Origin of the sequence: Methylobacterium sp. J-077 (genome assembly GCF_022829365.1) — a bacterium.
GTDB lineage: Bacteria > Pseudomonadota > Alphaproteobacteria > Rhizobiales > Beijerinckiaceae > Methylobacterium.
Window position 1 is genome coordinate 175,719 of record NZ_JAKSYJ010000102.1, and the last position, 26,453, is coordinate 202,171.

Genomic DNA, 26,453 nt, shown 5'->3' on the forward strand with positions numbered 1-26,453 from the left:
TGTCGATCCGGTTGTTCGGAAGGTCTGGCAGGCTCTAGCCTACGGTCCTGCGGCCGGGAAGTGGCGCGAACCACGCAAACCCGGCCGGAGCCGCCCGGCGTGGCGAACTCGGCGCGCCCTCGCCCGTTGTCGCGGCTTGAGGGCGCGGGCGCCCCACGTCGTCAGCCACCGGAGATCAGCGCATGGATATCGCCGTCGACACCGTCACCGACATCGTTCTGCGGCTGCGCGCCATCGAGGTGAAGGAAGGCAACACCGATCCGGATTCGGGCTCGAACCCGATCGACGACGGCTCCACCGACGTCCTGATCTCGGGCACCGACGACGCCACCGAATCCGAGGTTCGGGGCGCCATCGCCGGGCTCGACGATGATGCGAGGGCCGAGCTCCTGGCCCTGTTCTATATCGGCCGCGGCGACATGGAGCCGGAGGAATGGGGCGACGCGGTCCGCTTCGCCCGCGAGCGCGAATCCGTCGGCGAGGGTGCCGTGAAGGAATTGCTCGGCGCGCCGGATGCCGGCGACCTGCTGGAGGAAGGCCTCGACGCGATGGGGCTCAGCCCCGAACTGCCGCAGGCTTGAACCTCAAGACAGGAGAGCGGCGGCATGGCTTCCCGGGTACGCCGAGGCGCCACCAAGGCGCTGCGGGTCCTCACTCGCCCGGTCCGCCGTGCCCAGGGGCATGGCGGGACGGGGCATGGTGGCACCGGGCCCGGCGGGCTCGTGGTCGAGCCCTATCGCGGCTACGGCTCCCGCGACGAGATCTTTCTGATCGGCCGGGTGTTCCGGCAATCCCCGGGCATCCCCGGGGAGGATCCCGATTCCCTGCGGGCGCAGTGGCGCGACCTGCGCCGCCGCATCGCCCGGCGGACGGTGGCGGGGGCGGCGATCACGGCCCGGTTCGGTGGGGACGAAGCCAGCGTCGCGACCGACCGGGACGGCTATTTCCGCCTGCACCTGCATCCGCGTGAACTGCCCGGGCGCCCGGGCACCTGGCAGAAGGTGGATCTCGTCCTTGAGGACGACACGCCGATCCGAGCCGAGGGCGCGGTGTTCATCCCGCCCGCCGGCTGCCGCTGCGTGGTGATCAGCGATATCGACGACACGGTGATGCGGACCGGCGTCGCCAACAAGCTGAAGATGCTGTGGCGGCTGTTCGTCGAGGATGCCGACAGCCGGGTCGCGTTTCCTGGCGTCGCCGCCCTGTACCGGGCTCTCCACGCAGGCGCCGGCGGGGCCGAGGGTAACCCGATGCTCTACGTCTCCCGCGCCCCCTGGGGGCTCTACGAGATGCTGTCCGAGTTCTTCCAGCGGCACGGGATCCCGGTGGGGCCGGTGCTGTTCCTGCGGGAATGGGGCCTGTCCTGGACGCACCCGCTGCCGCGCCGGGCCACCGACCACAAGCAGGCGCTGATCCGCCACATGCTGTCCCTCTACCGCGACCTGCCCTTCGTGCTGATCGGCGACAGCGGCCAGCACGACCCCGAGGTCTACGCGCAGATCGTCGAGGAACATCCCGGCCGGGTGCTCGCCGTCTACATCCGCAACGTCTCCAACGACGCCGCCCGGGTGGAAGAGATCGTCCGGCTCGCCGGCGCCGTGGCCCGCTCGGGCTCCAGCCTGGTCCTCGCCGCCGACAGCGTCGCCATGGCCGAGCACGCTGCCGGGATCGGGCTGATCGCTGCCGAGGCCGTGCCCCGCGTCGCCGACGAGCATGCCGGCGCCGACACGCCGCCCCGCCGCGAGACCGCCCGGATCACCGCCGAGCCCGGCGAGACCGCAGCCGAAGCCGCGATCTCGCCCGATGCCGTGGCGGATGCCCTGGTCGGCGACGGAACCGTGCCCGCCACCGTCGTCGTCGAGCCCGAACACCCGGCCGCCCTGCCCCGGGTGGGGGGGTGATTCTTTTTGGGGGGGGCGAGCCGTCCCTCAATCCATCATTGCGAGCGCAGCGAAGCAACCCATGGTAGCGCGCGATCTCACAACGTTGCGCATCACTGGGTTGCTTCGCTGCGCTCGCAATGACGGTACTGTGTTCAAAGGTTCGCGCAACGCCCGAACCCTAGGACGAAAAACAGGTCCCATTCTGCCCGCACCCCTGTATCCCTCTCGGCCGAACGCCCCTGCCCGCAACGAGACGGGCCATCGCGACGGGCTGTTCGCCGGAGGAAACCCGATGCGCCTGAGCCTGCCCGCTATGCTGATGATCGCACTCGGCACGCATGCCGCCTTCGGGCAGGCGGCGCCCGTGGCCGATTTCAAAGGCCTGGAAGCCGAGATGGGCTCGGCCAATGCCGCGCCCGGCCCTCGTACGGTGCCGGGCCGGGTGATCCCCGTGCCCGACACCGTCAGCCCGGATTTCCGCAACGCCGTCGCGGCGCCCTACCGGGTGCCGGCCTGGAACGCCAATCCGCCGGACGCCGCCGGCTGGAAGGTTTTGGTCGACCGGCTGGCGGCGGCCGGCGCCGCCACCCTGCCGGCGCTCCGTGAAACGCTCGGCGTCACCAGCGAGGCCGCGATGATCGGCGGCGTGAAGGTGTTCGTGGTCCAGCCCAGGACGATCCCCGAGGCCAACCGCAACCGGCTGCTGCTGCACATCCATGGCGGCGGCTACGTCTACAACCCGGGCGAGGCCGGCACCCTGGAGGCGATCCTGATGGCCGGGCTCGGCGGCTACAAGGTCATCTCGGTCGATTACCGCATGCCGCCCGACGCCCCCTACCCCGCCGCCATGGACGATGCGACCGCGGTCTGGAAGGCGATGCTGGCCATGCAGAAGCCGCAGACCATGGGCGTGTTCGGCACCTCCACGGGCGGCGGCATGACCCTGGCGCTGATGCTGCGGGCCAAGCAGGAGGGCCTCGCCCTGCCGGCCGCGATCGGGCTCGGCACGCCGTGGTCGGACATGACCGAGACCGGCGACAGCTACCGGACCAACGAGTGGCTCGACAACGTGCTGGTGAGCTATTCCGGCTACCTGACGCCCGCTGCCAAGCTCTACGCCGCCGGGCGCGACCTGAAGGATCCGCAGCTCTCGCCGATCTACGGCGACTTTTCCGGCCTGCCCCCGGCGATCCTGATCAGCGGCACCCGCGACCTGTTCCTGTCGAACACGGTGCGCACGCACCGCAAGTTGCGCGCTGCGGGGATCGAAGCCGATCTCCAGGTGTTCGAGGGCATGTCGCACGCGCAGTACCTCGCCGCTCCGAACGCGCCGGAGACCAAGGCGGTGTTCGGCGAGATGGCGCGGTTCCTGGACGCGCATCTGGCCCGCTGAGGCGCCGGGGCTCGACACCTTGTGATGGAGCGCGCTCTCCCCATGTTGCAATGCAGCATTTCGGAGAACGCGCTTCTCGTCCCGAATGGGCCTCCTAGCTTGGGGCGCTCGTGTGCCGGCCCCCACTCGTCCCGATCTCCGGAGCCCAACCGTGCAGACCTATACCCTCGCGATCGCCGACGGCGTCCTGTTCGCCTGCCTGCCCGACGAGGCCGACATCTCGGCCGCGATCACGGACGCCACAGCCACCAATTACGGCTTCGGCCTCAGCCTCGACATCGTCCGCGGCGCGACCCTGACCAACGCCAAGGGGCCCAAGGACGAGGTCGTCTGGCAGGAAGGCTCCGATAGCGAGCTCCTCGACGAACAGGGCCGCCGCTACCGCTACGCGGTGCGCCGCCACTCCTGAGGCCTTGTCCCTGCGCCCCTGATACAGGGGCGCCGGCCGATGCTATGCGCCCTCCATGGGAGACGGCGCGATCAGCGAAGGATGGCGGGGCGGTCTGGGCCGCTTCCTCGTCCTGTACGCTGCGCTCTTCGGCGCCTACGGCCTCCTCTCGCCGATCCTGCCCGCTTTCCTGGCGGCCCGGGGCCTGACCCCGGGTGCGATCGGCATTCTCCTGGCCTCCGCCGGCGCCGTCCGGCTGGTGGTCGGCCCCCTGGCCGGCGCCTTCGCCGATCGGCGCCGGGCCGGCCGCGCTGTCCTGGCTGCGAGCGTCGCCCTCGCCGGTGTCGCCGTGCTGGCGCACCTGCCCGGAGCCGGCTTCTGGCAACTCCTCGGGCCGGCCCTCCTCTACGCGGCCGGAACCGCCGCGCCGGCGCCGCTGGCCGACGCTCTGGCCCTCGCCGCTGCCCGGCGCGGAACCGTCTTCCAGTACGGCTGGGTCCGGGCCGCCGGCTCGGCCGCCTTCATCGCCGCCACCGGCGCCGCCGGATGGCTGATCGGAACATCCGGTCTGGCCGCCGCCTTGGTGGCGAGCGGCCTCCTGTTCATCGCGGCGGCCGGGGCGGCCCTGGCGATTCCGGCGCATGACGACGCGGCGAAGAAACGCGAATTGGCGTCGAACAACGTCGCGGGGTTGCTGAGGCTGCCGCGCTTCCCGCGCGTGGTATTCGCGGGCTCGCTGGTGATCGGCGCCCATTCGCTTCACGACGCCTTCGCCATGATCCTGTGGCGCGGCGCCGGGATCGGAGCCGGCACTGCCGGGCTGCTCTGGTCCGGATCGGTCGCGGCCGAGGTGCTGGTCTTCCTCCTGGCCGGTCCCTGGCTGCTGGCGCGGATCGGGCCAGCCGCCGGAATCGCGGTCGCGGCCTGCGCCGGAGGGTTGCGCTGGGCGGTGCTTGCCTCCACCACAGCGATCCCGTTGCTGGCCGCCGCCGAGGCCCTGCACGGGTTGAGCTTCGCCCTCCTGCACCTCGCCTGCCTTGGACTGATCGAGGTCACCACGCCCCCGGGCCTCCGTGCCACCGCGCTGGCGCTCTACGGGTGCGTGGCGCTCGGCCTGTCCGGCGTGCTCGCGACCCTGGCCTCCGGCGCACTCTACGGGGCATTCGGGGCTTCGGCCTTCTGGGCGATGGCGGCGCTCAGCCTCGCCGCGCTGCCGCTGGTGCCGGGCCTGCGCGACCGCTGAAGCCGCGGGTTCTTTTCCCGGCCGTATGGTACGGACCCGGAACGGACCCGCCCGATACGCCCCGCATGCCCTTTGTCGCCGAGATCCTGATCCCGCTGGCGCTCGATGCGCCCTACAGCTACGCCGTGCCCGGCCCCCTCGACCTGTCGGTCGGCGACGTGGTGCAGGTGCCGCTCGGCCCCCGGGAGATCGTGGGCGTGGTCTGGGGCCTGGCCGAGACCGCCGGCGGCTCGAACCTGCGCCCGGTCACCGGCCGCCTGCCCTACGCGCCGCTCTCAGAGCCCCTGCGCAGCCTGGTCGACTGGATCGCCCGCTACACCCTGGCGCCGAAGGGCTCGGCACTCGCCATGGTGCTGCGCCTGCCCGACGAGGCCGCCGCCGCCGAGACCGCCCGGGTGGCGGTGCGCCTCACCGACAAGCCGCCGACCCGGCCGACCGCGGCCCGGGCCAAGGTCCTGGCGGTGGCGGCGGACCGGGAACTGCGCGGCAAGAGCGCGCTCGCCAAGGAGGCCGGGGTCTCGCTTTCGGTGGTGGACGGGCTGATCGACGACGGCGTCCTAGAGACCGTCGCGGTGGAGCCGGAACCGGTCGCGCCGCGGCCGGATCCCGACTTCCCGCGGACGCCGCTCTCCCCCGCCCAGGCCGAGGCGGTGACGGAGCTGGTCGAACCGTTCCCGTGGCGGCATCCGGAGTCGGACGCGGCCGACAACCGGCCGGTCCTGCTCGAAGGCGTCACCGGTTCGGGCAAGACCGAGGTCTATTTCGAGGCCGTGGCCGCCTGCATCCGGGCCGGGCGGCAGGCGTTGATCCTGATGCCCGAGATCGCCCTGACGGCGCAGTTCCTCGACCGCTTCGCCCAGCGCTTCGGGGTCCGGCCGGCGGCCTGGCATTCCGGTATCGGCGGCAAGCGGCGGGAGCGCCTGCGAGCGGCTGTGGCGGCCGGCGAGGCCTTGGTGGTGGTCGGCGCCCGCTCGGCGCTGTTCCTGCCCTTCGTCCGCCTCGGCCTGATCGTGGTCGATGAGGAGCACGAGGCCGCCTACAAGCAGGAGGACGGCGTCCATTACCACGCCCGCGACATGGCGGTGGTGCGCGGCCGCCTGGAGGGCTGCCCGGTGGTGCTGGCCTCGGCGACGCCCTCGATCGAGACCCGGGTGAACGCGGCGCGGGGGCGCTACAGGCACGTGCTGCTGCCGGAGCGCTTCGGCGGCCGACGCCTGCCCGATATCGCCGCCATCGACATGCGCAAGGACCAGCCTGAGCGCGGCCGCTTCGTCAGCCCGCCGCTGGTCAACGCCGTGAAGGCCACCCTGGAGCGCGGCGAGCAGGCGCTGCTGTTCCTCAACCGCCGGGGCTACGCGCCGCTGACCCTGTGCCGGGCCTGCGGGCATCGCTATCAGTGCAAGAACTGCTCGACCTGGCTCGTGGAGCACCGGTTCCGGCGGGCGCTCGTCTGCCACCAATGCGGCTATACCGAGCGGCGGCCCGACGCCTGCACCGAGTGCGGCACCTTCGACAATCTCACGGCCTGCGGCCCCGGGGTCGAGCGGATCGCCGAGGAGGCCGCCGAGCTGTTCCCCGATCGCCGCATCGTCGTCCTGTCGAGCGACTTTCCCGGCGGCGCCGACCGGCTGCGGCAGGAGCTGGAGGCGGTGGCGGCCGGGGAATGCGACCTCGTGATCGGCACGCAGCTGGTGGCCAAGGGCCACAACTTCCCGGGCCTGACCCTGGTCGGGGTGCTGGACGCCGATATCGGCCTGACCTCGGGCGATCCCCGGGCGGCGGAGCGTACCTTCCAGCTGCTCCAGCAGGTCACCGGCCGGGCCGGGCGCGGCGACAAGCCGGGGCGGGCGCTGGTCCAGACCTACCAGCCCGAGCACCCGGTGATCGCCTCGCTGCTGTCCGGGGATGCCGAGCGCTTCTACCAGGAGGAGATCCAGGCCCGGGAGGCAGCGGGCCTGCCGCCGTTCGGGCGGCTCGCCGCGCTGATCGTCTCGGCCGCCGAGCGCGAGGTCGCGGAGGCCCACGGCCAGGCGCTCGCCCGCGCCGCCGATCCGCCCGAGGGCGTGATGGTGCTCGGGCCCGCGGAGGCGCCGCTCGCCCTGATCCGGGGCCGCTACCGCTTCCGGCTTCTGGTGAAGACCGAGCGCAACGTCGACATGCAGGCCTATCTGCGCGCCTGGATCGCCCGCGGCCCGAAGGTGCGCGGCAACGTCAAGGTCGCGATCGATGTCGACCCGCAGAGCTTTTTGTAAGACACTGCCGGCACGGGCAGCGGACCCGCTTCCGGATGCCGGGGGCGGGACGCGTGCGGTTCCCGGAGGAGCGATCAGTGCTGACCTACACCAAGACGCCGGATTCGAACGTCGCCGAGATCGTGGTCGACGGCAAGATCTCCGACGAGGAGATGAACACCGCGATGAATGCCATGAAGGCGGATCTCGACAAGGGCGGCAAGCTCAAGCTGCTCGAGGATATCCGCGCCTTCGAAGGCATGGAGCCGGCGGCCTTCTTCAAGGATCCCCGCTTCGGCATCTCGATGATGAAGAGCGTCAGCCACGTCGCTCTGGTGACGGATGCGCCCTGGTTGAAGGCCCTGGCCGAGACCTTCAACTTCGTCTCGCCGACGCAGATCAAGGTATTCGAGCGCGCTCGCCTCGCCGAGGCCCGCACCTGGCTGGCTGGCGCCGCCTGACCGAGATCAGTCGGCCTGCGCGGTGCGGTCGTCCCGGCGCCGCGCGGTCCAGCGGCCGGAGCACAGGGAGGCGACCTTCCAGGTGCCCGAGCCGGTGCCGGCCTGGAGCCGCCCGGTCCCGGTGCCGCTCGCCGTCCCGTTGGTGACGGCGAGCCCGATGCTGCCATCGGCGCCGACATGGCCGCTCACCCGCGCCCCTGCCCCGCCCGAGACCAGTTGCACCTGATCCTCCCGGATCGCCAGCGCGTAGGAATAGCGGGCGCTGCACAGGCCGCTCTCCGTCACCAGCTCAACCGCCCACGTCCCGTTGTTCGCGCCCGACTCGGCCGAAGCCGGCAGCGACACGGCGGAGGACAGGCCGGCGGCGAAAACTACGGTGGCAACCAGCTTGATCATGCAGGAAATTCTTTCAGCAAAGCGCGCGCCGCCCGTCATGGCGCGCCGGGTCACACTCGTTGATGGAGGATGACCCTATGCTGAATGAGAGAAGCGGCGAGAGTATGACCGCACGTTTTTGGGGGTAAGATCAGGATCCGCGGTCGGATGGGGCGGGAATAGCCACGCTGCGTTTTGCGATTGCTTGGCGGTATTGGCGGGCGTTCGTGCAAACATCGTAACGTGAGCGGTGCGCATTCTGATCTGAGGCCACGGTCGGCCGGGCCAACTCTCAGAGTTCAGATCGCCGTTGGATAAGGGCAGTTGAGGCGCCGACGTACCAACACCCGGGGTTGCCGGGCTTACGCATCTCAGGACGCGTCGCAGATCCCCTCTCCCGTGCGGGAGAGGGACAGGGTGAGGCGCAGGTCTTTTCGGATAAAGCGGGTCCCTCACCCCCACCCTCTCCCGCACGGGAGAGGGGGCGCGTCGTGATCTGCAAAAGCGCCTTTGCTTCAAAACCCCAGGAGGTCGTATCCCGAACGGGAGGACGATGCTTCAAGCGCAGTGCGGCCAAACTGATCCGGCTGTGTGGTCCTAAGTCCGATCCTCAATCCGTCAGCGGCCGCGCCTCTTCCGGCAGCATGATCGGGATGCCGTCGCGGATCGGGTAGGCGAGCTTGGCGGAGCGGCTGATGAGCTCCTGGCGGGCGGAATCGTATTCCAGGGTGCCCTTGGTCAGCGGGCAGACCAGGATTTCGAGAAGCTTGGGATCCACGCGCGTCGCCTCAATGGTGGTCGTGAGGTCGTTGGTCATCGATCGGGCAGCCTATTGCATCGTCGGTTCGGGGCCGGAGCCGCGAACCAGTTCCATCTGCGTCACCGCGATCAGGATCTCCGCCCGGGTCTTGAGGTCGGAGGCCTCCAGCATCGCTTGCTTCTCGCGGACGCCGAACGGGCTCATCATGCAAAGGGCGTTGACCAGGGCCTCGTCGGGCGCCTCGTCGATCCCGGCCCAATCCACCTTCAGGTCGTTCGACTCCACGAAGTCGCGCAGCGCCTTGAGGACGCCGTCGCGGTCGACCTGTTCCTCACCTGCGCGCGGCTCGAAGTCCACCGCGAAATCGTCGTAGGAGACGTGGCAGCGGCGGTAGGTGCTGGTGGAGGCCAACTCGCTCTCCACCCGGAACCGGCTGATGCCGGTTAGCGAAACCAGATAGCGGCCGTCACCCGTCTCGGCGTATTGCGTGATCCGTCCGGCGCAGCCGACCCGGTAGAGCTTGGGGTTCGCGGCGCCCGAGCCCTCGGGATCGGGCTGGATCATGCCGATGACCCGGTCCGTGCGCATCGCATCGTCGATCATCGATAGATAGCGCGGCTCGAAGATGTTCAGAGGCATCTGTCCGCGCGGCAGCAGCAACGCGCCGGGCAGCGGGAAGACCGGGATGACGGCGGGGCAATCCGCCGGGCCCTTGTAGCTCGCATGAGTGCTCATGGCGCCTCCCGGTTGGGCCAGCTGGGTCGGACGGTCCGCCCCAGCGCGCGTCGATGCGTCACGAGAACAGGAGCGCCGAAAGTTTGCGGCGTCCCCGGATCGTGTCGGGATCCATCACGCCCCACGCTTCGAAGAACTGCAGGAGCTGCTTGCGCGCAGCATCCTCGTTCCAGTCCTTGTCGCGCTTGCGCAACTCGATCAGATGATCGACCGCCTGGCCGCGCTCGCCCGCGGCGGCGAGCCCAAGGGCGAGGTCGAACCGCGCCTGGTGGGCGTCCGGCTTGGCCTCGACCTCCCGCTGCAGGCCCGCCAGGTCGCCCAGCGAGGCGGCCTGCTCGGCGAGTTCAAGAGCAGCGCGAATGCCGGTGAGTGCCGGGTCGGAGGCTTTCGCCTCCGGGACCATGGCCAGGACCCGCTTAGCGTTCTCGATCTCGCCGGCGTCAAGCTGCATCTTCGCCAGGCCGGCGAGCGCCGTCACGTTGTCGGGCTGCTGCTCCAGCACGGCCGCGTAGATCTCGGACGCGCCCGCGAGGTCGCCCTCCTCGATCAGGGCGGCGGCGTCGGCGAGCGCCATCTCGACCGGATCCTGGGCGGGGCCGGCAACGCGGTCGATCAGCTCCTTGATCTGGCTCTCGGGCACCGCGCCCATGAAGCCGTCGACGGGCTGGCCCTTCTGGAAGACAATCACTGCCGGGATCGACTGGATGCCGAGTTGGCCAGCGATCGACGGATGGTCGTCGATGTTCATCTTGACCAGGGCGACCGCGCCCTTGGCCGCCTTGACCACCTTCTCCAGAACCGGCGTAAGCTGCTTGCAGGGGCCGCACCACGGCGCCCAGAAGTCGACGAGGACCGGCCGCTGCATCGACTCGGCGATGACATCCTGCCGGAAGCCCGCGGTGGTCGTGTCCTTGATCAGGGCATCGGTATCGCCGGCCGGGGCGGCGCCGCCGGCGAGGATGTCATTCAGCATTGGCCTGGCTTCGGAACTTTTTTCGTGGAGCGCCTTAGATGGGGCTTCTGACCGGCTCTGACCAGCCCAAACTCACCGGGCGGGCGTCCCGGTGGGCGCCTTCTCCGCAGCTTTGGCGGCGGTCACGAAGGTCCCCGCATAGGCGTGGCCGTCCGCGGTGCTCGCCTCGCAGGTAATCGCGGTGCGTCCCGGCTCCGGGGTGGAGAATCGACAGGCGCCGATCGCGAGCGTCGGCGCGCCGGTCTTGCCCACCATCACGAGGTTGATCGGCTGCAGCGGATCGGTTTCCTCGGTGGCCTCCTGTTGGGCGCCGTTGCCGCTGAAGCTCAACGCTTGGCCGTCCGACGCGGTGAAGTCGAAACTGGTGCGGTTGCGGCTCACCGCGTTCATCAGCACGTTGCCGCAGGACGCACTGAGATCGCGCCCGTCGACGACCAGCTTCTCGCAGGCCCCCTCCAGCCGGAGCGCCGCCTGGGCATTCGCCGCACTCGGAACTGTGAATAGGGCGCAGAGCAGCGCGAGGCGCAGGCGTGTGGTCATGGGGGCCGGGTTTCCTCCGTTTGCCGTCGAATTAGGTGTGGGCGGCGTCCTGTCGAGGCTGGCGCGCCCATTCGCCGGGTCGAGGTCGGTCTAGCCGTAGCGCAGGGCCCGGTCGTTCGGTGCTGAAAAGTCGAGGTCCGGACCGAGCGGCACAATCCCGGTCGGGTTGATGGTCGGGTGGCTCTCGTAATAGTGGCGCTTGATGTGGGTGAGGTTCACGGTCGGGGCCACGCCGGGGAGCGTGTAGAGGTCGCGCAGGTAGTTCGACAGGTTCGGATAATCGGCGATCCGGCGGCGGTTGCACTTGAAGTGGCCGACATAGACCGCATCGAACCGCACCAGCGTGGTGAACAGACGGATATCCGCCTCGGTCAGGCGGTCGCCGCACAGGTAGCGGCTCCGGTCGAGGCGCGCCTCCAGGGCGTCGAGCTCGGCGAACAGGGCCTCGAAGGCGGCCGCGTAGGCGTCCTGTGCGGTGGCGAAACCGGCCTTGTAGACGCCGTTGTTCACCCGGTCGTAGACCCGCGCGTTGATCGCGTCGATTGCGGCGCGCATGTCCTCCGGGTACAGGTCCGGTCCGGTCCCCCCGAAGGCAGCGTCGAGCATCCGCAGGATTTCAGCGGATTCGTTCGACACGATGGTGCCCCGCTGCCGGTCCCACAGCACTGGCACCGTGACGCGGCCGGTATAGATCGAGTCCGCCGCCCGGTAGACCTCGTAGAGGCGGGTCGCCTGGTGGATCGGGTCCGGCGTCGCCCCCGGCGTGTCGCCGAACACCCAGCCCTCGGCGCCCATATGCGGGTCGACCACCGAGACGGTGATCGCGTCCTCCAGGCCCTTCAGGGCGCGCCCGATCAGGGTGCGGTGGGCCCACGGGCAGGCCAGCGAGACGTAGAGGTGGTAGCGCCCGGGCTCCGCCTTGAATCCGCCCTCCCCTGAGGGGCCAGGCGCACCGTCCGCGGTCACCCAGTTCCGGAAGGACGAGGCCTTCCGCTCGAACCGGCCACCGGTGGAGGCGGTGTCGTACCATTGGTCGCGCCAGACGCCGTCGACGAGGAGGCCCATGGTGATGTCCCGTTCCAAGAAGCGATCGAGGCGAGATGGGCGCCGGGCGCCGGGCGGAAAGGGGCATGCGCCGGGCGACCCGTTCCGGCTGCGATCCGCTCAAGAGCGGCGTGCAACGCTGGCTTGCGCCCACGCTTCTGTTGCGGTGCAGCATAATCGATCATCTTCGCGACACCCGTCCGCCGCTGCGTGCCCGCCGCGGCCCTGGTCCGGCGGGAGACTGGATGGAGCTTAAGAGATGTCGTTCGCGCTGGTGCCCATCGCAGAGGCGGTCCTGTTCACCCTGGGGTGCCTGATCATCCACACCCTCCGGCGGCACGCGGACCTCGTCACGGCGACGCTCGCCTGCGTGGCGACCCTCCTTGTCCTGATGATCGGCATCGCCTGCGCGCCGGAATCCTTCGCCCAGTACCAGGCGGCCAGCATCACCGAGTTCGCCCGCCTGGATCCTGCGATCTACTGAGCCGGGGCGGCTTTCATCTGCGCGAGGCGGCCGCCGGTCCCGCGCTGGCCCGAGACCGTCACGTCGAAATCGTCCTTCGGGAGCCGGGCCAGGAAGCGCTCGGCTAGCTCGAACAGCAGGATGTCCGGGCGCACGCGCTCGATGTAGGGCCAGTCCAGGCTCGCCGACCAGACGAAGTGGACCTCGCGAAAGCTCTCGGCCAGCAGCCCGGTCAGCAGGAACGGGTCGAAATGCGCGCAGGAGTCGCCGAACAGGACGAGGCGGCGCGGATCGGCGCCGTCCGTCTCGTTCCGGTAGACGACGTGCGCGCCGACATGGGCCTCCCGGTCCCGCCCCTGCGCCTCGTAGGCGCTGAGCAGCGGGCCGACCTCGACCCGTTTGGCGTCGCGCTGCAGCATGACGCGGTCCAGCCGCTCCCGGGGGCGCTCGCGCAGCTTCTCGCCGAGATCCATGACCTCCTCCGAGATGATCTGAGGCCGCCCCGCGATATCGGCCGGCGGGATCGCCCCGAGCGCGCGCATGATTTCCCGATAGGCGAGCAGGCAGCCTTGGATGGTCCAATGCGTGTCGGTACGCAGATACAGCGGCACCGGGCCGTCGCGGCCCGCCCGGAGCGGGGCCAGCAGATCGAGATAGGCCGGGTGCCGGGCCAAACGCCGGGCTAGGCGCCGGGTCGAGGCCTTGGCCGGGGCGTAGCGCAACCCCTCGACCTTGTCGTCGTAGACCGACAGCTTCTCCGGCACGATGACGTGCAGGCAGCGGATCCCGAGGCTTTCGGCGCGCCGGGCTCGGGCTTCGATCAGCCGCGCCCAGCCGCGCAGCAGCAGCCAGTGCCGCAGGCCGCCCCGGTACCGGTCTAGGACGCGGTTGCTGCCACCGATGAGGAACAGCCATCCGTCGCGGCCGACATGCACGCTCTCCCTGCCTGAAGCCATGGCCGTGCTTTAGAGCCGTTCCCGATCGGCTTGCAATCGGGAACGGCTCCGAGTTTCCGTCGACCTCGATTTGCCGGTGCCGAACCGGTTTCTGCGTCCCTCGCGAGCGGATCGGCCGCACTGCGCCCAGGCATCGGGGCCGGACCCTGCGCTGAGGGCGCGCATTCGATAGAGATGTCCTCGTCACCTGCCCTGATGCCCGCTTCGCCGGCCGCGCACGCCGATCCGGCCCGCCCCCGTCCGGCCCGGCTCTGGCACCCGCGCCGGGTCCTGGTGACCCCAGCGGCGCTGGATTTCGCCCATGGTCGGGCCATGGTGGAGCGGGCCGAGGCGATGGGTCTGCCGGTGGAACGGCTCGCCGCCAACCGCCTCATCGGCCTGCGCGACGCCGATCCGCGCAAGGCCTACATTTCGGCCAAGGCGACCCTGGCGATCACGGTGGCGCCGCCGACCAAGCTGCGGCTCCAGCCGATCCCGCCCTCGGCCGACTGGCGCTTCGACCTGGCGGAGGGCTGCCCGGCCCATTGCCAGTATTGCTACCTCGCCGGCTCGCTGCAGGGCCCGCCGGTGACCCGCGCCTACGCCAATCTCGACGCGATCCTGGGCAACCTCGCGGCCTATGCCGGCCAGGGCGCCGTGACATCGGCCTCCGCCGAGCGGGCGCATGAGGGCACCACCTTCGAGGCCTCCTGCTACACCGATCCGCTCGGCATCGAACACCTCACTGGCTCGCTCTCGGCGGCGATCCGGCATTTCGGCGCCTGGGACGCGCCGGTGCAGCTGCGCGTCACCACGAAGTTCGCCGCCGTCGCGCCGCTCCTCGACCTGCCGCACAACCGGCGCACGCGCATCCGCTTCTCGGTCAATGCCCGGATTGCCGCACGTTATGAGGGCGGCACCGACCCGCTCGACGCGAGGCTAGCCGCGATAGCCGCGATGGCGCGAGCCGGCTATCCCGTCGGCCTGACCATCGCGCCGATCATCCCGGTGGAAGGCTGGGAGGCGGCCTATGCCGGGCTGATCCGCGACGCCGCCGACGCGCTGGCCGGCATCCCCGATCTCGACCTAACCGCAGAACTGATCACCCACCGGTTCACGCCGATCTCGAAGGCGGTTCTGCGCGGCTGGTATCCGGGCTCGGACCTGCCCCTCGACGAGGCTGACCGGGTGGAGAAGCGCACCAAGTTCGGCACGGTGAAGCACGTCTTCCCGAAGCCGCTGATGCAGGCGATGCGGGCGCATCTCACGGCGTGTCTGGCCCGGGACCTGCCGGCCGCGCGGGTGCTGTACTGGACCTGAGCGGATTCAGGCGCCATGTCGCCCCGCATGCATGACGCCGCCCCCCTGATCCTGACCCTCGCTTTCGACGAGCCGACCTTCGCGCGCTTCGACGGCGAGCGGCGGCGCAATTTCCCCGAGGCCCTGAACCTCATCCCCGCCCACGCAACGCTGTTCCACCACCTGCCGGGGGACAAAGAGCGCGGCGTGATCGAGGCCATCTCGACGCTGGCCCGCACGGTCCCGGCCCCGGAGGTCGCCGTCACGGGCCTCCGCTTCACTGGGCGGGGCGTGGCCTACGTGCTCGAATCCGAATCGCTCTCGAACTTCCGGGCCCGGCTCGCCAAGACCTTTGAGCCCCACCTCACCGCACAGGACCGGCAGGGCTGGCGCCCGCACGTGACCGTGCAGAACAAGGTCGCACCGGACAAGGCACGCGCTCTCCACGTCGACCTGGCGGCCGGGTTCGCGCCATTCCATTTCACGGCGCCCGCGACCCGGCTGTGGCGCTATCTCGGCGGTCCCTGGGAGGCCGTCGCCGTGCTGGCCTTCGGAGAAAATGCCTGATGGTCGGCACGCGCGACGCAGGGAGCGCGCCATGAGGGCGCCGAGCGGTCTGCATCACAACCCGCTCACCGGGCGGGCGATGGCGGTCTGGCTGCGCCTGCGATTGAACGAGGTCGGCCCGCTGGTCGCCCTGCTGGGCGTCAGCATCCTCGGCTACGGGTTCTTCTACCTGGCCCACGAGGTCGGCGAGGGCTCGACCGCGGCGCTCGACCGCAAGATCCTGCTCGCCCTGCGCAACCCGGCCGACCTGTCCGACCCGATCGGCCCGCCCTGGCTCGAAGAGACGATGCGCGACATCACCGGGCTCGGCAGCGTCTTCACGGTGCTGTTCCTGACCTGTGCGGTGGCGGCCTATCTGGCGGTCTCCGGGCGGCGCCGGATCGGTGTGTTCATGCTCGCCGCGGTCGGCGGCGGCGAGCTGGTCTCGACGGTGCTGAAGCTGTTCTACCAGCGTTCGCGGCCGGATCTCGTGCCCCACGGCATGGAGGTGTTCACGGCGAGCTTCCCGAGCGGCCACGCCACCATGTCGGCCATCGCCTACCTGACGCTGGCGACCCTGGTCGCGAGGGTCGACCGCAACCGGAGCGCGAAGGCCCTGGTGCTCGGGCTCGGCGTCGGGCTGACGCTGCTCGTCGGGCTCAGCCGGATCTATCTCGGCGTCCACTGGCCGAGCGACGTACTGGCCGGCTGGTGCATCGGCGCGGCCTGGGCCTGCCTGTGCTGGTTCGTCGCCCTTCAGCTGCAGCGGCGGGGCGAGGTCGAGGCGCCGGACCCGCCGCCCCCGGCCTGACCGGGCCGTTAAGGTAAACCGGGGGTTAAGGTGGACCTCAGGGTGCCATCTGGGCTCGATTGAGGTTGTCGGAACGACCGACAGCCTGAGGACAGCGATCGTGATCGAGCGTCGCCAAACCGCCCGCCGCCGCGTCTGCCTGGGCGGACGCATTCGGATTGCTGCCTTCCTGCCCGAGATCGACTGCGTCGTGCGCGACGTATCCCTCGGCGGTGCCAGGATCGGCGTCCCGGTGGAGGCCACGCTAACGGATTGTTTCGACCTGTTCATCCCATGCCGGAACGAGACCCGGCGGGCCTTCGTGACCTGGCGCACGGGCGCCACGATCGGCATCGGCTTTGCCGAGACGCGGGCGGCGTCCGAGCCGGCGGCGCTGGCCCGTCGCCTCGCCGACAGCGAGGCCGAGGTCACGCGTCTGCGCGCCGCGCTGCTCGGCGGAAACGACCTAGCGCCAGCCGGCGTTCACTGACGGGACAGTGCCGATCGCGGATGCTCGACCCCTGTCGCGGCGATTCGGGGCCGTGACCCCAATTCAGCGAAACGGCGAGGCTCATGGCGGACGACACCCGGCTCTCACGACGCACCCTCCTGGCCGCGGGGAGCGCCCTGGCCGGCGCCAGCCTCGGCGGTGCGGCCCAGGCGGCGCAGCCCGGCCCGGCGGTCCCGGCCGATACCGGCGCGGTCCAGGGCGGGCGCGTGATGTTTCCGAACTGGCGCGGCCAGGCCGACCGCCCGCCGGCGCCAAGCCCGGCCCCCCAGCCCCCGGGCCAGCGCGTCGGCTATTGCGTGGTCGGCCTCGGGCGTCTGAGCCTCGACGAGATCCTCCCGGCCTTCGGGGCGGCGAAGCGCTCGCGGCTGGCCGCGGTGATGTCGGGCAGTCCCGACAAGGCCAAGCTCGTCGCCCGGCAATACGGGCTGCCCGAGGATGCCGTCTACGGCTACGACGAGTGGGACCGGCTCAAAGCCAATCCCGCGATCCAGGCAGTCTACATCGTGACGCCCAACGGCGTGCACCGGGACAACGTCCTGGCCGCGGCGGCGGCCGGCAAACAGGTGCTGTGCGAGAAGCCGATGGCGGTGGCGTCGCAGGAATGCCGCGACATGATCGCGGCCTGCAACCAGGCCAACGTCAAGCTGATGATCGCCTATCGCTGCCAGTACGAGTTGCATAACCGTGCGGTGATCAAGCTCGCGCGCTCCGGCGAGTTCGGGCGCCCGCGGATGATCCAGGCGTTCAACGGCCAGACCACCGGGCAGCCGGAGCAGTGGCGGCTCAAGAAGGCGCTCGCGGGCGGCGGCTCGCTGCCGGATATCGGGCTCTACTGCCTTAACACCACCCGGGCAGTGCTCGGCGAGGAGCCGGACCTGATCCAGGCCCAGATCCAATCGCCGCCGGACGATCCGAAGTTCCGCGAGGTCGAAGAGACCGTGAGCTTCACGATGCACTTCCCGTCCGGCGTGATCGCGCAATGCGCGTCGAGCTACGGCGTCTACGAGGCGCGCAGCCTGACGCTCCACACCGGCAACGCCGCGATCGATCTGCAGAACGCCTTCGCGTACGAGGGCCAGCGCCTGTTCGTGTCCCACCGCGACGGCAAAGCCGGTGCCCGCGACGAGAAGGTGCTGAGCCCTAAGAACCAGTTCGCCCTGGAGATGGACCACTTCTCCCGGTGCATTCAGGAGAACCTGCGCCCTCGCACCCCCGGCGAGGAGGGGCTGCAGGACCAAGTCTTGATGGAAGCGATCTACGAATCCGCCCGCACCGGCGCCCCGGTCAAGGTCGGCCCGCCCCCCGGCGCCGGCACGGGTCTCGACGTGACCCGCGGGCCGGAGCCTGAGGAGCCGAGCTGAGGGCTTTCAGAACGGCAGCAGGATATCCACGATCTGCTGGCCGTAACGGGGTTGCTGCACGTCGGTGATCTGGCCGCGGCCGCCGTAGGCGATCCGGGCCTGGGCGATCTTGGTCGAGTCGATGGTGTTGTCGGATTCGATATCCTCCGGCCGGACCACGCCGGCCACCACCATCTCGCGGACCTCGAAGTTCACCCGGATCTCCTGCTTGCCCTCGACCACGAGGTTGCCGTTGGGCAAGATCTGGGTGACCACCGCAGCGACGTTCGTCGTCACGGTCTCGGCGCGCTGGACCGAGCCGGCGCCGTCATTGGCGGTGGCCGAGGTGGCCGACAGGAGCGCTGTGGCGCCGACACCGAAGGCCTTGCCGACGGCGTTGTTCTCCAGCCCCAGGGCGTTCGGCAGGCCGAAGCTCTCGGTGTTGGCCCGGGACCGCTTGGTCTCGTTGCTGATGTTGGCCTGATCGGTGACGTTGACCTTCACGGTCAGCAGATCGCCGAGCCGGGCCGCGCGCTGGTCCTTGAAGAACGCCCGGGAGCCGGTACGCCACAGCGAGTTCGGCGCGTAGGAGACCGGCTGCACGTCGGGCATCGGCATCCGCACCGGCTTGTAGCCGGGCTGGGTCGTTGGATCCTCGATCGCCGAGAGGGCCGGCGTGGCGCCGACCTGGGACAGCCGGTCGGCGGTGTTGCAGGCGCCGAGCGCGCCGGCGATCAGCGCGGCGGCGAGCGGGTTCAGGACAAGGCGGCTGGCCATCGGGGGAACTCGTTGACGCATCGAAAGGGCGATCAGCGCAGGGACGCCGTCGCCTGGATTGGCTGGGTGCCGACGCTCTGCTGGGCCACCGGGCCGGGACCGACCGAGACCCGACCGGGGCCGATCACGGTGGCCTGGAGCACTTTCTTCGAGGCGACGTTCACGACGTTGACCACCGCGCCCATGCGGCCTGCGTCGTTGGCGAGGCCGCGCATCGACAGGCTGACGCTGGCGGTCTCGTACACGATGGTCACGCTCTCACCCCGCGCCACGAGTTCGGGGAGCGCGGTGTCGGAGACCCGCAGAACCGTGCCGGCGGGGAGCGGGTGCTGGGCCACTTCGCCGACGATGGCGGTGCCATTGGCCTGCGCGTCCGTCGCGACGGCTTCGCGGGGGCGGCGCTCCAGGACGAGGTCGCCCTCCCGCACCGGATCGCCGCGGTTGAGCGCCCGCGTCAACACCGCGACCTCGCGCAGCTCGATCACGACGCCCGAGACCCGCAGCGAGGCCTGCCGCTCGCCCAGGCTGACGAGTCCCGAGACCCGGCGCGAGCGTGGGTCGTAGGTCAGATCGAGGGCGGCGGCCTGACCGGCAAGGTCCACCGGCGCCAGTAGGGTCGGGCCGTCGCCGTCGAAGCGGACCGCGACACTGCGCGGATCGAGGCCGTAGCCCGATTCCAGGCCGCGCTTGAGCGCCGCTTCAATATCCGGCGGCCCGAGGCGCCGAGCGGCGCGCTGCACGGCGATCTGCATCCGGCCGCCGGTCTCCAGGCCGGTGATGCCCAGGGCGGCGGCGGCCTCGACGATACGGCGGGTCTGGATCGTCCCGGTGGCGCCCAGCGCAGGCGAGCGGAACAGCGGGCGCGCCGCGAGCGCGTCCGGCGCGCCCTCGACGAGGTCGGCGAGCGCCAAGACGTCGCCTCGCGCTGTCACGTCGCCGCGCAACCGCGGCTGGGTCTTCTGCGTCTCGCCCTGCTGCATCCCGGGCTCGGCCATGGCCGGGATCGCCAGAGCGCCGATGGCCGCGAAGGTCAGGAAGGCGAGCGCCGCGCGCAGCAGCACCGCGGCGCCGGGGGGCGCCACCCGCGGGCGGGCCCGGCGGACGATCGGGCTGAGGTCGCTCTCGTCCGCTGCCGTGCTGACGAGGGGCAGGTCGGCGAGAACCGTGTTGGGATGGAAGCCGGCATACATGAGCGGAGACCTGAAGTGATGGCAGGACGCGCGGTCAGCTGCGGAACATCTGCGAGGTGGTGGAGAGCATCTGATCGGCGGCGGTGACGACCTTCGAGTTCATCTCGTAGGCGCGCTGCGCGGCGATCAGCGACGAGATCTCAGTGACGGCGTTCACGTTCGCTTCTTCCAAATAGCTCTGCTGAAGGTTTCCAAATCCTTCCGCCCCTGGCAGGCCGCTGATCGCCGGTCCCGAGGCGGCGGACTCGACGAACAGGTTGTCGCCGATCGATTCGAGGCCGACCTTGTTGACGAAGCGCGACAGCTGGAACTGGCCCACCGCCTGCGGCGCGGTCTGCCCGGGCAACGTCGCCTGGACAGCGCCGGTGGCGCTGATCGTCACGGCCGTCGCCGTCTGCGGCACGGTGATCGCCGGATCGAGCAGGTACCCGTCGCGGGTCACAAGCTGACCGGTGGCCGACAGGTCGAAGGAGCCGTCGCGGGAATAGGCGGTGCGGCCGTCCGGCATCGTCACCCGGAAGAAGCCCTCGCCGCGGATCGCGACGTCGTAATCCTTTTCGGTCGAGCTCAGCGTTCCCTGCGACATGACGCGGGCGGTCGAGGTCGTCTTCACGCCCGAGCCGAGCGCGAGGCCGGCGGGAAGCTGGGTATTCTGCTCGGAGGTCGAGGAACCGGCCCGGCGCAGGTTCTGGTAGAGTAGATCCTGGAAGTGGACCTGCTGGCGCTTGTAGCCGGTGGTGCGCAGGTTCGCGATGTTGTTGGAGATGACCTGGACGTTGAGTTCCTGGGCCGCCATGCCGGTGGCGGCGGAGTAGAGGGCGCGCATCGGTCAGACCCCCTTACGCGACGTCGGCGAGGCGGCGGATCGCCGTGCCCCGCAGATCGTCGAGGCGGGTGATCATGCTCGACACCATGGCGTAGGACCGGTTCACGTCCATCAGCCGGGTCATCTCGATGACGGGCCGCACGTTCGAGCGTTCGAGCGCGCCGGATTCCAGGCGCCCCTCGAGCCCGGCCGGGCGCGCGGGCTCGGGCGAGGCGTAGAGGTTGCCGCCCTCGTTGGTGAGCCGCTGCGGGTTGGCGAAGGTGACGAGCTTGACCTTGCCGCGGATGCCGAGATTGGTCGAGACGGTGCCGTCGGTGCCGATCGCCAGCCCGGTCTCCTGCGGGTTGATGGTGATCGGCCCGCCATCGCCCGCCACCTTGTAGCCGTCGCTGGTCACGAGCGCGCCCGTCGGGTCGATCTCGAACGCGCCGTTGCGGGTGTAGCGCTCGCCCTGCGGCGACTGGACCGCGATGAAGGCCGAGCCCTTGACGGCGACGTTGAGCGGGTTGCCGGTCTGCTCGATCGGACCCTGCCCCAGATCCAGGGTGGTGCCCTGGTCGATGACGTAGGAGAGCCGCCGGTCGGGCCGGGCGAAGGAATCCGCGCTCGCCACCGGCATCAGGTATTCTTGGAAGCGCGTGCTCCGGCCCTTGAAGCCGGTGGTCGACACGTTCGCCATGTTGTTGGAGATCACGTCCAGCTCGCGCTGGAGCGCCATTTGGCTCGACACGCCGACGAAGAGGGCATTCTGCATCGTGGACTCTGACACTCGCGTGCCGCGGTGGCGGCAACGATCGATTCAGCATCCGCTGTGCCAACACCTCGGGTTCCATTTTTGATTGCAATTGTAATGATTTACGCCGGCGATCGGTAACGCTACCGATGGGTCGGGCCTGCGCGGCGGCAATCCTGGCCCGGCAGGATTTGCCCGCTTAACGACACGTTAACCGTAATGCTTCGATATCCGATGGTACCCGGCACGCGGATATCCGCGATAGAGCATTAATTCCCATGGCCAAGAAGCCCAAGAAAGCCGCCGAAGACGGCGAGGCCGGCGCCGACGCCGCCCCCAAGGGCAAGAAGAAGCTCATCATCATAGGGGCCGTCGCGCTGCTGCTGGTCTTTGGCGGTGGTGGCGCCTTCATGATGATGGGCCATGGCGGGAGTGCCGAGGGCCAGGAGGCCGCCGGGGGTGGCGGACACGGCAGCGGGCACGGGGAAGGCGCCAAGGGCGTCGGCCCGGACGGCAAGAAGCCGATCGTGTTCGTCGAGCTGCGTGAGATGCTGCTGAACCTCAGCCCTGACATGCCGCAGGAGAAGGCCAAGTACGCCAAGCTGCGGCTCGCCCTCGAGCTCAAGGATTCCGGGGTCGAGGACGAGGTGAAGCCCCTAATGCCGCGCATCGAGGACACACTCCAGGTCTACATGCGCGAGCTGCGCGTGAGCGACCTCACCGGCTCTGTCGGCCTCTACCGGCTGCGCGAGGAGCTGCTGCGGCGCGTCAACGTCGCTGTCTACCCCGCCAAGGTCGAGGCGGTGCTGTTCAAGGACGTGATCGTCCAGTGAGCCACCCGACGACCCTGACGGTCCCCGAGAGCCAGGCCTTGAGCGGACGCGCCTGATGGAACCCGAGGACGAACTTCCCGAAGACGATTGGTCGGCCGCCCTTCTGGAGCAGGGCGCCGAAGGCGGCGACACGTCGCTCGCCGAGGAATGGGGCGCGGCCCTCGCCGAGCAGGGCACCACGCGCAACGCCGGAGACGTCGCCGCCGAATGGGCGACGATGATCGAGGACGGGGAGAGCGACAACCTCCCCGAGCTCGCGGGCAACGACCGGGTGCTGAACCAGGACGAGATCGACGGCGTCCTCGGCTTCTCCATGCGCGAGCTCTCGGCCTCAGGGGCCGGGGGCGTTCAGGCCATCGTCGATTCGGGCGTTGTCCAGTACGAACGCCTGCCGATGCTGGAGATCGTCTTCGACCGGATGATCCGGTTGCTATCGACCTCCCTGCGCAACCTGTTCCAAGACAACGTTGAGGTGACGCTGGACAACATCACCTCGGTGCGCTTCGGCGACTATCTCAACGCGATCCCGCTGCCGACCCTGCTGGGCGTGTTTCGGGCCGAGCAATGGGAGAATTCCGGCCTCGTCACGGTCGATTCGAATCTCGCCTACGCGACCTTCGACCTCCTGCTCGGCGGTAAGCGCGGCGGGTCGTCGAGCCGCCTCGACGGACGGCCCTTCACGTCGATCGAGATGACGCTGGTGCGCCGGCTCGTGGAGATCATCCTGGGTGACCTGGAGCAGTCATTCCAGCCGCTCTCGCCGGTGACCTTCGGCATCGACCGGATCGAGACCAACCCGCGCTTCGCCACTATCACCCGGCCCGGCAACGCCGCGATCCTGATCAGCCTGCGCCTCGACGTCGACGGGCGTGGCGGCATGCTGCAGATCCTGTTCCCGTACGCGACCATCGAGCCGATCCGGGAGCTTCTCACCCAGAGCTTCATGGGCGAGAAGCTCGGCCGCGACCACGTCTGGGAGGGGCATCTCGCCACCGAGATCTGGCAAGCCGACGTGACCATGCAGGCGGTGCTGCACGAGATGATGCTGCCGCTCAAGCAGGTGATGCGCCTCAAGGTCGGCGACACTCTGATGTTCGATGCCAAGCCGTCCGACCTGATCGCGGTGCGCTGCGGCGACTGGGCTCTGACCCAGGGCCGGATCGGCCAGGTCGATGGCAACATCGCCGTTCAGGTCACGCGGCCCCTGCGCCGCTCGCGCACGACCATCCAGGCCTACGAGGCCTCGATGAACAGCCATTCCGACGTCTAGCGTGCGATAGGTCCGGATCATGAGTCTCTTTGTCGCGCTCGCCGCGGACATCTTGGTCGCGGTCCTGCTTGCGGCCACGATCGTCACCTGCCTGCGCCTGTCGCGCCGGATCAGCCAGCTCAAGGGTGACGAAGCGGCATTGCGCCAGACCATCGGTGACCTGATGGTGGCCACCGGCACGGCCGAGCGCGCCATCGCCGGGCTGCGCTCGGCGATCGACGACGGCGACCGGACCCTCACCACGCGGATCGAGGCCGCTACCGCCCGCTCCGCCGAGCTGGCCGCGCAGATCGTGGCCGGTGAGACCGTGGTGATGCGCATCGGCGCGATCGTCGCGCAGATGCGCGCCGTCCCGGCCCGGGCCGATCCGCCGCCCGCTCCGCGACCGGAGCCCGAGCCTGAAGTGCTCCGCACCGATCCCAAGAGTCCAAATGGCGAGCGTCTCGGTGCCGCGGCCGCAGCCGCCCTAGCGATGAGCGAGCGTGCACTAGCCCGCGTGCGGGCGCGCGCCGCGTGACCGGCGTCCCGGCCCCGAAAATTCCGCCCGCGGCCAAGCCGGTCCCGAAGCCGCCGCCCAAGGGCGCCACGGCCCTGCGCCGCTCGCGCCTTAAGCCCGTGCGGCCGGTGCGGCTGCGCCTGATCGATGCCGTGGCGATCGCGGCCGGCGGCCTGTTGCTGCTCAAACTGCTCACCTTGGCGCAGGTCGGCCTGCCTGGGGCCGGAACCCTGCCCGAATACGGCCGGGCGGTGGCCCGGGCGCGCACCGGCTACGAGCCGCCGGACCCCGTCACCACCGGCTCGGTCGGGGCCAAGGAGGAGACGCCCGCGGCGCCGGCTGAGAAACCGCCGGAGATGCCTGCCTCCGAGCCGGCCAAGGCGGCGTCCGGTTCCCTCACCGAGCGCGCGCTTCTGGAAAAGCTCGGCGCCCGGCGCGATGCGCTGCGCCAGAAGAACGACGAGCTGGAGTTGCGCGAGAAGATGCTCAACGAGGCCGAGCGCAAGCTCGAGACCGGTCTGGGCGACCTCAAGCAGGCGGAAGAGAAGGTCGATTCAGCCGCCAAGGCCCGCGAGGAGGCCGAGAAGCAGGGCCTCAAGAACATCGTCACGATGTACGAGGCGATGAAGCCGAAGGACGCCGCCCGAGTGTTCGACCGCCTCGGCCAAGACGTGCTTGTGCCGATCGTCCTGGCCATGAATCCGCGCAAGATGTCCGAGATTCTGGCCGTAATGCAGCCCGATACGGCCGAACGTCTGACCGTGACGCTCGCCAACCGCGCCCGCGGCGTCGGCGGCGCCCAGGCGCAGGCCGGCGCGAGCCTGCCGGCGAACGAGTTGCCGGCGATCGATCCGGGGCCGGCGGGGCGGTAATTGCCCGGCGCGTTGGGACGATTCGACCAGTCGCCGAGCGAACGGCACAGCAAGACAAGTCTTCTCCACGAGCGAACGAGCACCCGATTAAGGCTTGGAGCGGCATTCGCTCGAAACGCCTGTTCGGGGGTTGTTCCGGACTATGCGGATGTGCTCAGCCCAGCCTTATGTCGGCTCTTCACTCGAAGGACCAATCTCAGATCGTTCAAAAGTCTTAAGAACGGCCGCTCCAGCCACCTTTCAATGGCATAGGCCAGAATAACCATGAGTATATTGATCAAGATAAATGCGAAGAAAAACAAAACTGGCCTTCCATGCAAGGTAAGGAAAAGATTGGCAACGACAGTGTATATAACTGGCACATGAATGAGATACAGCGGGAACGAGATCGCGCCGAGAAATCTACCGATCTGTCCAGAAAGGGCGGAGGCAATCAGACTTGAACGCATGCAGCTATACACGACAAGCAAAGCCGCAATCGGATAGAGCAGACCTCCTCGGAATTCAGGGGTGAAGGCGGCCGGTAGCGAGTCGAGGCCAAGCATTCTCATCGACTCGATGCTCTGCGAGCCGAGGATCAGTCCCACGATCAGTGCGGGAATCGGGAACGCAGTCGGGAGGCGGCCAGAAACCGAAGCTTCGCGCAGCACGATTCCGAGGGTAAAACATAAATATTCGTATTTACCGACAAGTATTACGGCAACAGCAAAGACAAGCGTGAAACATAGTCTCACACAAGCGTTTTTTGACTGGCATATCCAGAAGCAGACGAACGAGCCGAGCAATTCCGGCCGCATGGTCCAGAGGACGTTGTTGAAGAATGAGCCTCCGGACAAAAAGGCTCCAAGCAAGCCATCGTAGATGGCGGAGGTCGGCCCTGGAATGACGTCCTGATATGTCCAATGCAGCCAGGGACTCATGACGAGGGACGATGCTTTCGTAGCCGAAGTTGGGTACAGGCTGAGCAGCAACCAGGCAATGAGCACGCTGACCGTCATCGGAATCGCAAGCCGCAAATACCGGATGGCGGCGTCGATCCAGAAGGGATCGGCTTTTCGCAACGTGGCTTGCGTCACCACGAACGCGCTCAAGACGAAGAAAATTGAGACAGCGAACGTCCCGTTCCAGAAGACGGAGAGGGGCGTGTACGCGATCCAAGCAGTGTTTTGTTGCAGTTCTACGACCAGATCCGGTCTCAAGGCCGATAGAATGTGATGGAAGACGACACTGATTGCCGCTACACCACGTAGACCATCTAGTTGCACAAGTCTTGATATCAATAGAGTATTCTCAACTCGCGCCATTAGGTTAGCTTACAAGAGTGATATTGAGGCATAAATTTTCTAGAAACAATGTTAGATTTGTCTGAACTTTATGTATTATCATTTAATTCGTTAATAGGTTTGAGATAGATTTGACTTTATGTTATCGCACAGTCTACGTACTCGTTAGGTTTGAAAAATCTCATAAAAGTTCCTGTAAATTGTTGTGGGCGGAAAAGAATTTTTCGGTGCGGGGTGCTTTGTGAAACGCTTTCAGATCTCTC

General features: G+C 68.9%; 29 protein-coding genes. 17 read left to right on the top strand and 12 right to left on the bottom strand.

The window, feature by feature from the left end; all coding sequences use genetic code 11:
- Window positions 1-182 precede the first annotated feature (182 nt).
- The 7 genes from MKL11_RS09300 (at window position 183) to MKL11_RS09330 (ending at window position 7,599) form a co-directional block, all read left to right on the top strand.
- Window positions 183-581, top strand: a complete 399-nt coding sequence (locus tag MKL11_RS09300; protein ID WP_243942459.1) for a DUF3775 domain-containing protein — start codon at window positions 183-185, stop codon at window positions 579-581.
- A gap of 24 nt (window positions 582-605) precedes the next feature.
- Complete coding sequence (locus MKL11_RS09305; protein ID WP_243942460.1) at window positions 606-1,901, top strand: App1 family protein; 1,296 nt, start codon at window positions 606-608, stop codon at window positions 1,899-1,901.
- A 274-nt stretch (window positions 1,902-2,175) separates the two neighbouring features.
- Window positions 2,176-3,276 (top strand): alpha/beta hydrolase, encoded by a 1,101-nt coding sequence (locus tag MKL11_RS09310; RefSeq protein ID WP_243942461.1) that lies wholly within the window; start codon window positions 2,176-2,178, stop codon window positions 3,274-3,276.
- A gap of 151 nt (window positions 3,277-3,427) precedes the next feature.
- Window positions 3,428-3,685 carry a hypothetical protein gene (locus tag MKL11_RS09315; RefSeq protein ID WP_243942462.1) on the top strand — a complete coding sequence of 86 codons (258 nt, stop codon included), beginning with the start codon at window positions 3,428-3,430 and terminating at the stop codon, window positions 3,683-3,685.
- 55 nt (window positions 3,686-3,740) lie between these two features.
- The gene (locus MKL11_RS09320; RefSeq protein ID WP_243942463.1) at window positions 3,741-4,907 is read left to right on the top strand and encodes an MFS transporter; all 1,167 of its coding nucleotides are present in this window, start codon (window positions 3,741-3,743) and stop codon (window positions 4,905-4,907) included.
- 65 nt (window positions 4,908-4,972) lie between these two features.
- Complete coding sequence (locus MKL11_RS09325; protein WP_243942464.1) at window positions 4,973-7,159, top strand: primosomal protein N'; 2,187 nt, start codon at window positions 4,973-4,975, stop codon at window positions 7,157-7,159.
- Window positions 7,160-7,236: 77 nt separating this feature from the next.
- Complete coding sequence (locus tag MKL11_RS09330) at window positions 7,237-7,599, top strand: STAS/SEC14 domain-containing protein (RefSeq protein WP_058193000.1); 363 nt, start codon at window positions 7,237-7,239, stop codon at window positions 7,597-7,599.
- Between the two features lie 6 nt (window positions 7,600-7,605).
- Here MKL11_RS09330 and MKL11_RS09335 read toward each other — a convergent pair whose 3' ends face one another.
- The 6 genes from MKL11_RS09335 to MKL11_RS09360 all read right to left on the bottom strand — a co-directional run bounded on the left by MKL11_RS09335 (window position 7,606) and on the right by MKL11_RS09360 (window position 12,047).
- Window positions 7,606-7,995, bottom strand: coding sequence for a hypothetical protein (locus MKL11_RS09335; protein ID WP_243942465.1), 390 nt, complete (start codon window positions 7,993-7,995; stop codon window positions 7,606-7,608).
- 589 nt (window positions 7,996-8,584) lie between these two features.
- Window positions 8,585-8,791 carry a Trm112 family protein gene (locus MKL11_RS09340; protein WP_243942466.1) on the bottom strand — a complete coding sequence of 69 codons (207 nt, stop codon included), beginning with the start codon at window positions 8,789-8,791 and terminating at the stop codon, window positions 8,585-8,587.
- Window positions 8,792-8,803: 12 nt separating this feature from the next.
- Window positions 8,804-9,469 carry an LON peptidase substrate-binding domain-containing protein gene (locus MKL11_RS09345; RefSeq protein WP_243942467.1) on the bottom strand — a complete coding sequence of 222 codons (666 nt, stop codon included), beginning with the start codon at window positions 9,467-9,469 and terminating at the stop codon, window positions 8,804-8,806.
- Window positions 9,470-9,527: 58 nt separating this feature from the next.
- The gene (gene trxA / locus MKL11_RS09350; protein ID WP_243942468.1) at window positions 9,528-10,442 is read right to left on the bottom strand and encodes a thioredoxin; all 915 of its coding nucleotides are present in this window, start codon (window positions 10,440-10,442) and stop codon (window positions 9,528-9,530) included.
- A gap of 72 nt (window positions 10,443-10,514) precedes the next feature.
- Entirely contained in the window at window positions 10,515-10,982 is a 468-nt protein-coding gene (locus tag MKL11_RS09355; RefSeq protein WP_243942469.1) for a hypothetical protein, read from the bottom strand.
- A gap of 90 nt (window positions 10,983-11,072) precedes the next feature.
- Window positions 11,073-12,047 (bottom strand): glutathione S-transferase family protein, encoded by a 975-nt coding sequence (locus MKL11_RS09360; RefSeq protein WP_243942470.1) that lies wholly within the window; start codon window positions 12,045-12,047, stop codon window positions 11,073-11,075.
- A 238-nt stretch (window positions 12,048-12,285) separates the two neighbouring features.
- Between MKL11_RS09360 and MKL11_RS09365 the strand changes: the two genes are divergently transcribed.
- On the top strand, window positions 12,286-12,510 hold the full coding sequence (locus MKL11_RS09365; RefSeq protein WP_243942471.1) for a hypothetical protein: 225 nt from the start codon (window positions 12,286-12,288) through the stop codon (window positions 12,508-12,510).
- Here the strand turns inward: MKL11_RS09365 and MKL11_RS09370 are convergent.
- Window positions 12,504-13,445: an alginate O-acetyltransferase AlgX-related protein gene (locus MKL11_RS09370; protein WP_243942472.1), complete on the bottom strand. Its 942-nt coding sequence runs from the start codon at window positions 13,443-13,445 to the stop codon at window positions 12,504-12,506. The two genes, MKL11_RS09365 and MKL11_RS09370, sit on opposite strands and share 7 nt — an antisense overlap.
- A gap of 195 nt (window positions 13,446-13,640) precedes the next feature.
- On the opposite strand from MKL11_RS09370, the gene MKL11_RS09375 reads away from it, so the two are divergent.
- The 5 genes from MKL11_RS09375 (at window position 13,641) to MKL11_RS09395 (ending at window position 17,931) form a co-directional block, all read left to right on the top strand.
- On the top strand, window positions 13,641-14,744 hold the full coding sequence (locus MKL11_RS09375) for an SPL family radical SAM protein (protein ID WP_243942622.1): 1,104 nt from the start codon (window positions 13,641-13,643) through the stop codon (window positions 14,742-14,744).
- Between the two features lie 27 nt (window positions 14,745-14,771).
- Window positions 14,772-15,290, top strand: a complete 519-nt coding sequence (locus MKL11_RS09380) for a 2'-5' RNA ligase family protein (RefSeq protein WP_243942624.1) — start codon at window positions 14,772-14,774, stop codon at window positions 15,288-15,290.
- A 31-nt stretch (window positions 15,291-15,321) separates the two neighbouring features.
- Window positions 15,322-16,080, top strand: coding sequence for a phosphatase PAP2 family protein (locus MKL11_RS09385; RefSeq protein ID WP_243942473.1), 759 nt, complete (start codon window positions 15,322-15,324; stop codon window positions 16,078-16,080).
- Between the two features lie 100 nt (window positions 16,081-16,180).
- Window positions 16,181-16,549 (top strand): PilZ domain-containing protein, encoded by a 369-nt coding sequence (locus MKL11_RS09390; protein ID WP_243942475.1) that lies wholly within the window; start codon window positions 16,181-16,183, stop codon window positions 16,547-16,549.
- 83 nt (window positions 16,550-16,632) lie between these two features.
- Window positions 16,633-17,931, top strand: coding sequence for a Gfo/Idh/MocA family protein (locus MKL11_RS09395; RefSeq protein WP_243942477.1), 1,299 nt, complete (start codon window positions 16,633-16,635; stop codon window positions 17,929-17,931).
- Between the two features lie 6 nt (window positions 17,932-17,937).
- Here MKL11_RS09395 and flgH read toward each other — a convergent pair whose 3' ends face one another.
- Genes flgH through flgF form a run of 4 tightly spaced genes read right to left on the bottom strand, consistent with a single transcriptional unit; the run spans window position 17,938 to window position 21,457 of the window.
- Window positions 17,938-18,687, bottom strand: coding sequence for a flagellar basal body L-ring protein FlgH (flgH, locus tag MKL11_RS09400; RefSeq protein ID WP_243942480.1), 750 nt, complete (start codon window positions 18,685-18,687; stop codon window positions 17,938-17,940).
- A gap of 32 nt (window positions 18,688-18,719) precedes the next feature.
- On the bottom strand, window positions 18,720-19,877 hold the full coding sequence (flgA, locus tag MKL11_RS09405) for a flagellar basal body P-ring formation chaperone FlgA (RefSeq protein WP_243942482.1): 1,158 nt from the start codon (window positions 19,875-19,877) through the stop codon (window positions 18,720-18,722).
- A gap of 34 nt (window positions 19,878-19,911) precedes the next feature.
- Window positions 19,912-20,703, bottom strand: a complete 792-nt coding sequence (gene flgG, locus MKL11_RS09410; protein WP_243942483.1) for a flagellar basal-body rod protein FlgG — start codon at window positions 20,701-20,703, stop codon at window positions 19,912-19,914.
- A 13-nt stretch (window positions 20,704-20,716) separates the two neighbouring features.
- Window positions 20,717-21,457 (bottom strand): flagellar basal-body rod protein FlgF, encoded by a 741-nt coding sequence (gene flgF / locus MKL11_RS09415; RefSeq protein WP_243942485.1) that lies wholly within the window; start codon window positions 21,455-21,457, stop codon window positions 20,717-20,719.
- 257 nt (window positions 21,458-21,714) lie between these two features.
- Here flgF and fliL point away from each other — a divergent pair, with 257 nt between their 5' ends.
- The 4 genes from fliL to MKL11_RS09435 are packed head-to-tail and all read left to right on the top strand — an operon-like array spanning window position 21,715 to window position 24,907.
- Window positions 21,715-22,269 (top strand): flagellar basal body-associated protein FliL, encoded by a 555-nt coding sequence (fliL, locus tag MKL11_RS09420; RefSeq protein WP_243942487.1) that lies wholly within the window; start codon window positions 21,715-21,717, stop codon window positions 22,267-22,269.
- Between the two features lie 55 nt (window positions 22,270-22,324).
- Window positions 22,325-23,539 (top strand): flagellar motor switch protein FliM, encoded by a 1,215-nt coding sequence (gene fliM / locus MKL11_RS09425; RefSeq protein WP_409565835.1) that lies wholly within the window; start codon window positions 22,325-22,327, stop codon window positions 23,537-23,539.
- A gap of 19 nt (window positions 23,540-23,558) precedes the next feature.
- Window positions 23,559-24,056 (top strand): DUF6468 domain-containing protein, encoded by a 498-nt coding sequence (locus tag MKL11_RS09430; RefSeq protein ID WP_243942490.1) that lies wholly within the window; start codon window positions 23,559-23,561, stop codon window positions 24,054-24,056.
- Complete coding sequence (locus MKL11_RS09435) at window positions 24,053-24,907, top strand: MotE family protein (protein WP_243942492.1); 855 nt, start codon at window positions 24,053-24,055, stop codon at window positions 24,905-24,907. The genes MKL11_RS09430 and MKL11_RS09435 overlap by 4 nt, the downstream gene beginning before the upstream one ends.
- Window positions 24,908-25,047: 140 nt before the next feature.
- Here the strand turns inward: MKL11_RS09435 and MKL11_RS09440 are convergent, their stop codons facing one another.
- Window positions 25,048-26,211 (bottom strand): acyltransferase family protein, encoded by a 1,164-nt coding sequence (locus tag MKL11_RS09440; RefSeq protein WP_243942494.1) that lies wholly within the window; start codon window positions 26,209-26,211, stop codon window positions 25,048-25,050.
- Between the last annotated feature and the right edge of the window lie 242 nt (window positions 26,212-26,453).

Excerpts from the sequence above, each read along its gene's own strand:
- MKL11_RS09300 (WP_243942459.1), top strand. The coding sequence starts at position 183 with ATGGATATCGCCGTCGACACCGTCACCGACATCGTTCTGCGGCTGCGC.
- MKL11_RS09305 (WP_243942460.1), top strand. The coding sequence starts at position 606 with ATGGCTTCCCGGGTACGCCGAGGCGCCACCAAGGCGCTGCGGGTCCTC.
- MKL11_RS09310 (WP_243942461.1), top strand. The coding sequence starts at position 2,176 with ATGCGCCTGAGCCTGCCCGCTATGCTGATGATCGCACTCGGCACGCAT.
- MKL11_RS09320 (WP_243942463.1), top strand. The coding sequence starts at position 3,741 with ATGGGAGACGGCGCGATCAGCGAAGGATGGCGGGGCGGTCTGGGCCGC.
- MKL11_RS09325 (WP_243942464.1), top strand. The coding sequence starts at position 4,973 with ATGCCCTTTGTCGCCGAGATCCTGATCCCGCTGGCGCTCGATGCGCCC.
- MKL11_RS09335 (WP_243942465.1), bottom strand. The coding sequence starts at position 7,995 with ATGATCAAGCTGGTTGCCACCGTAGTTTTCGCCGCCGGCCTGTCCTCC.
- MKL11_RS09340 (WP_243942466.1), bottom strand. The coding sequence starts at position 8,791 with ATGACCAACGACCTCACGACCACCATTGAGGCGACGCGCGTGGATCCC.
- MKL11_RS09345 (WP_243942467.1), bottom strand. The coding sequence starts at position 9,469 with ATGAGCACTCATGCGAGCTACAAGGGCCCGGCGGATTGCCCCGCCGTC.
- trxA (WP_243942468.1), bottom strand. The coding sequence starts at position 10,442 with ATGCTGAATGACATCCTCGCCGGCGGCGCCGCCCCGGCCGGCGATACC.
- MKL11_RS09355 (WP_243942469.1), bottom strand. The coding sequence starts at position 10,982 with ATGACCACACGCCTGCGCCTCGCGCTGCTCTGCGCCCTATTCACAGTT.
- MKL11_RS09360 (WP_243942470.1), bottom strand. The coding sequence starts at position 12,047 with ATGGGCCTCCTCGTCGACGGCGTCTGGCGCGACCAATGGTACGACACC.
- MKL11_RS09365 (WP_243942471.1), top strand. The coding sequence starts at position 12,286 with ATGTCGTTCGCGCTGGTGCCCATCGCAGAGGCGGTCCTGTTCACCCTG.
- MKL11_RS09370 (WP_243942472.1), bottom strand. The coding sequence starts at position 13,445 with ATGGCTTCAGGCAGGGAGAGCGTGCATGTCGGCCGCGACGGATGGCTG.
- MKL11_RS09375 (WP_243942622.1), top strand. The coding sequence starts at position 13,641 with ATGCCCGCTTCGCCGGCCGCGCACGCCGATCCGGCCCGCCCCCGTCCG.
- MKL11_RS09380 (WP_243942624.1), top strand. The coding sequence starts at position 14,772 with ATGCATGACGCCGCCCCCCTGATCCTGACCCTCGCTTTCGACGAGCCG.
- MKL11_RS09385 (WP_243942473.1), top strand. The coding sequence starts at position 15,322 with ATGAGGGCGCCGAGCGGTCTGCATCACAACCCGCTCACCGGGCGGGCG.
- MKL11_RS09395 (WP_243942477.1), top strand. The coding sequence starts at position 16,633 with ATGGCGGACGACACCCGGCTCTCACGACGCACCCTCCTGGCCGCGGGG.
- flgH (WP_243942480.1), bottom strand. The coding sequence starts at position 18,687 with ATGGCCAGCCGCCTTGTCCTGAACCCGCTCGCCGCCGCGCTGATCGCC.
- flgA (WP_243942482.1), bottom strand. The coding sequence starts at position 19,877 with ATGTATGCCGGCTTCCATCCCAACACGGTTCTCGCCGACCTGCCCCTC.
- flgG (WP_243942483.1), bottom strand. The coding sequence starts at position 20,703 with ATGCGCGCCCTCTACTCCGCCGCCACCGGCATGGCGGCCCAGGAACTC.
- flgF (WP_243942485.1), bottom strand. The coding sequence starts at position 21,457 with ATGCAGAATGCCCTCTTCGTCGGCGTGTCGAGCCAAATGGCGCTCCAG.
- fliL (WP_243942487.1), top strand. The coding sequence starts at position 21,715 with ATGGCCAAGAAGCCCAAGAAAGCCGCCGAAGACGGCGAGGCCGGCGCC.
- fliM (WP_409565835.1), top strand. The coding sequence starts at position 22,325 with ATGGAACCCGAGGACGAACTTCCCGAAGACGATTGGTCGGCCGCCCTT.
- MKL11_RS09430 (WP_243942490.1), top strand. The coding sequence starts at position 23,559 with ATGAGTCTCTTTGTCGCGCTCGCCGCGGACATCTTGGTCGCGGTCCTG.
- MKL11_RS09440 (WP_243942494.1), bottom strand. The coding sequence starts at position 26,211 with ATGGCGCGAGTTGAGAATACTCTATTGATATCAAGACTTGTGCAACTA.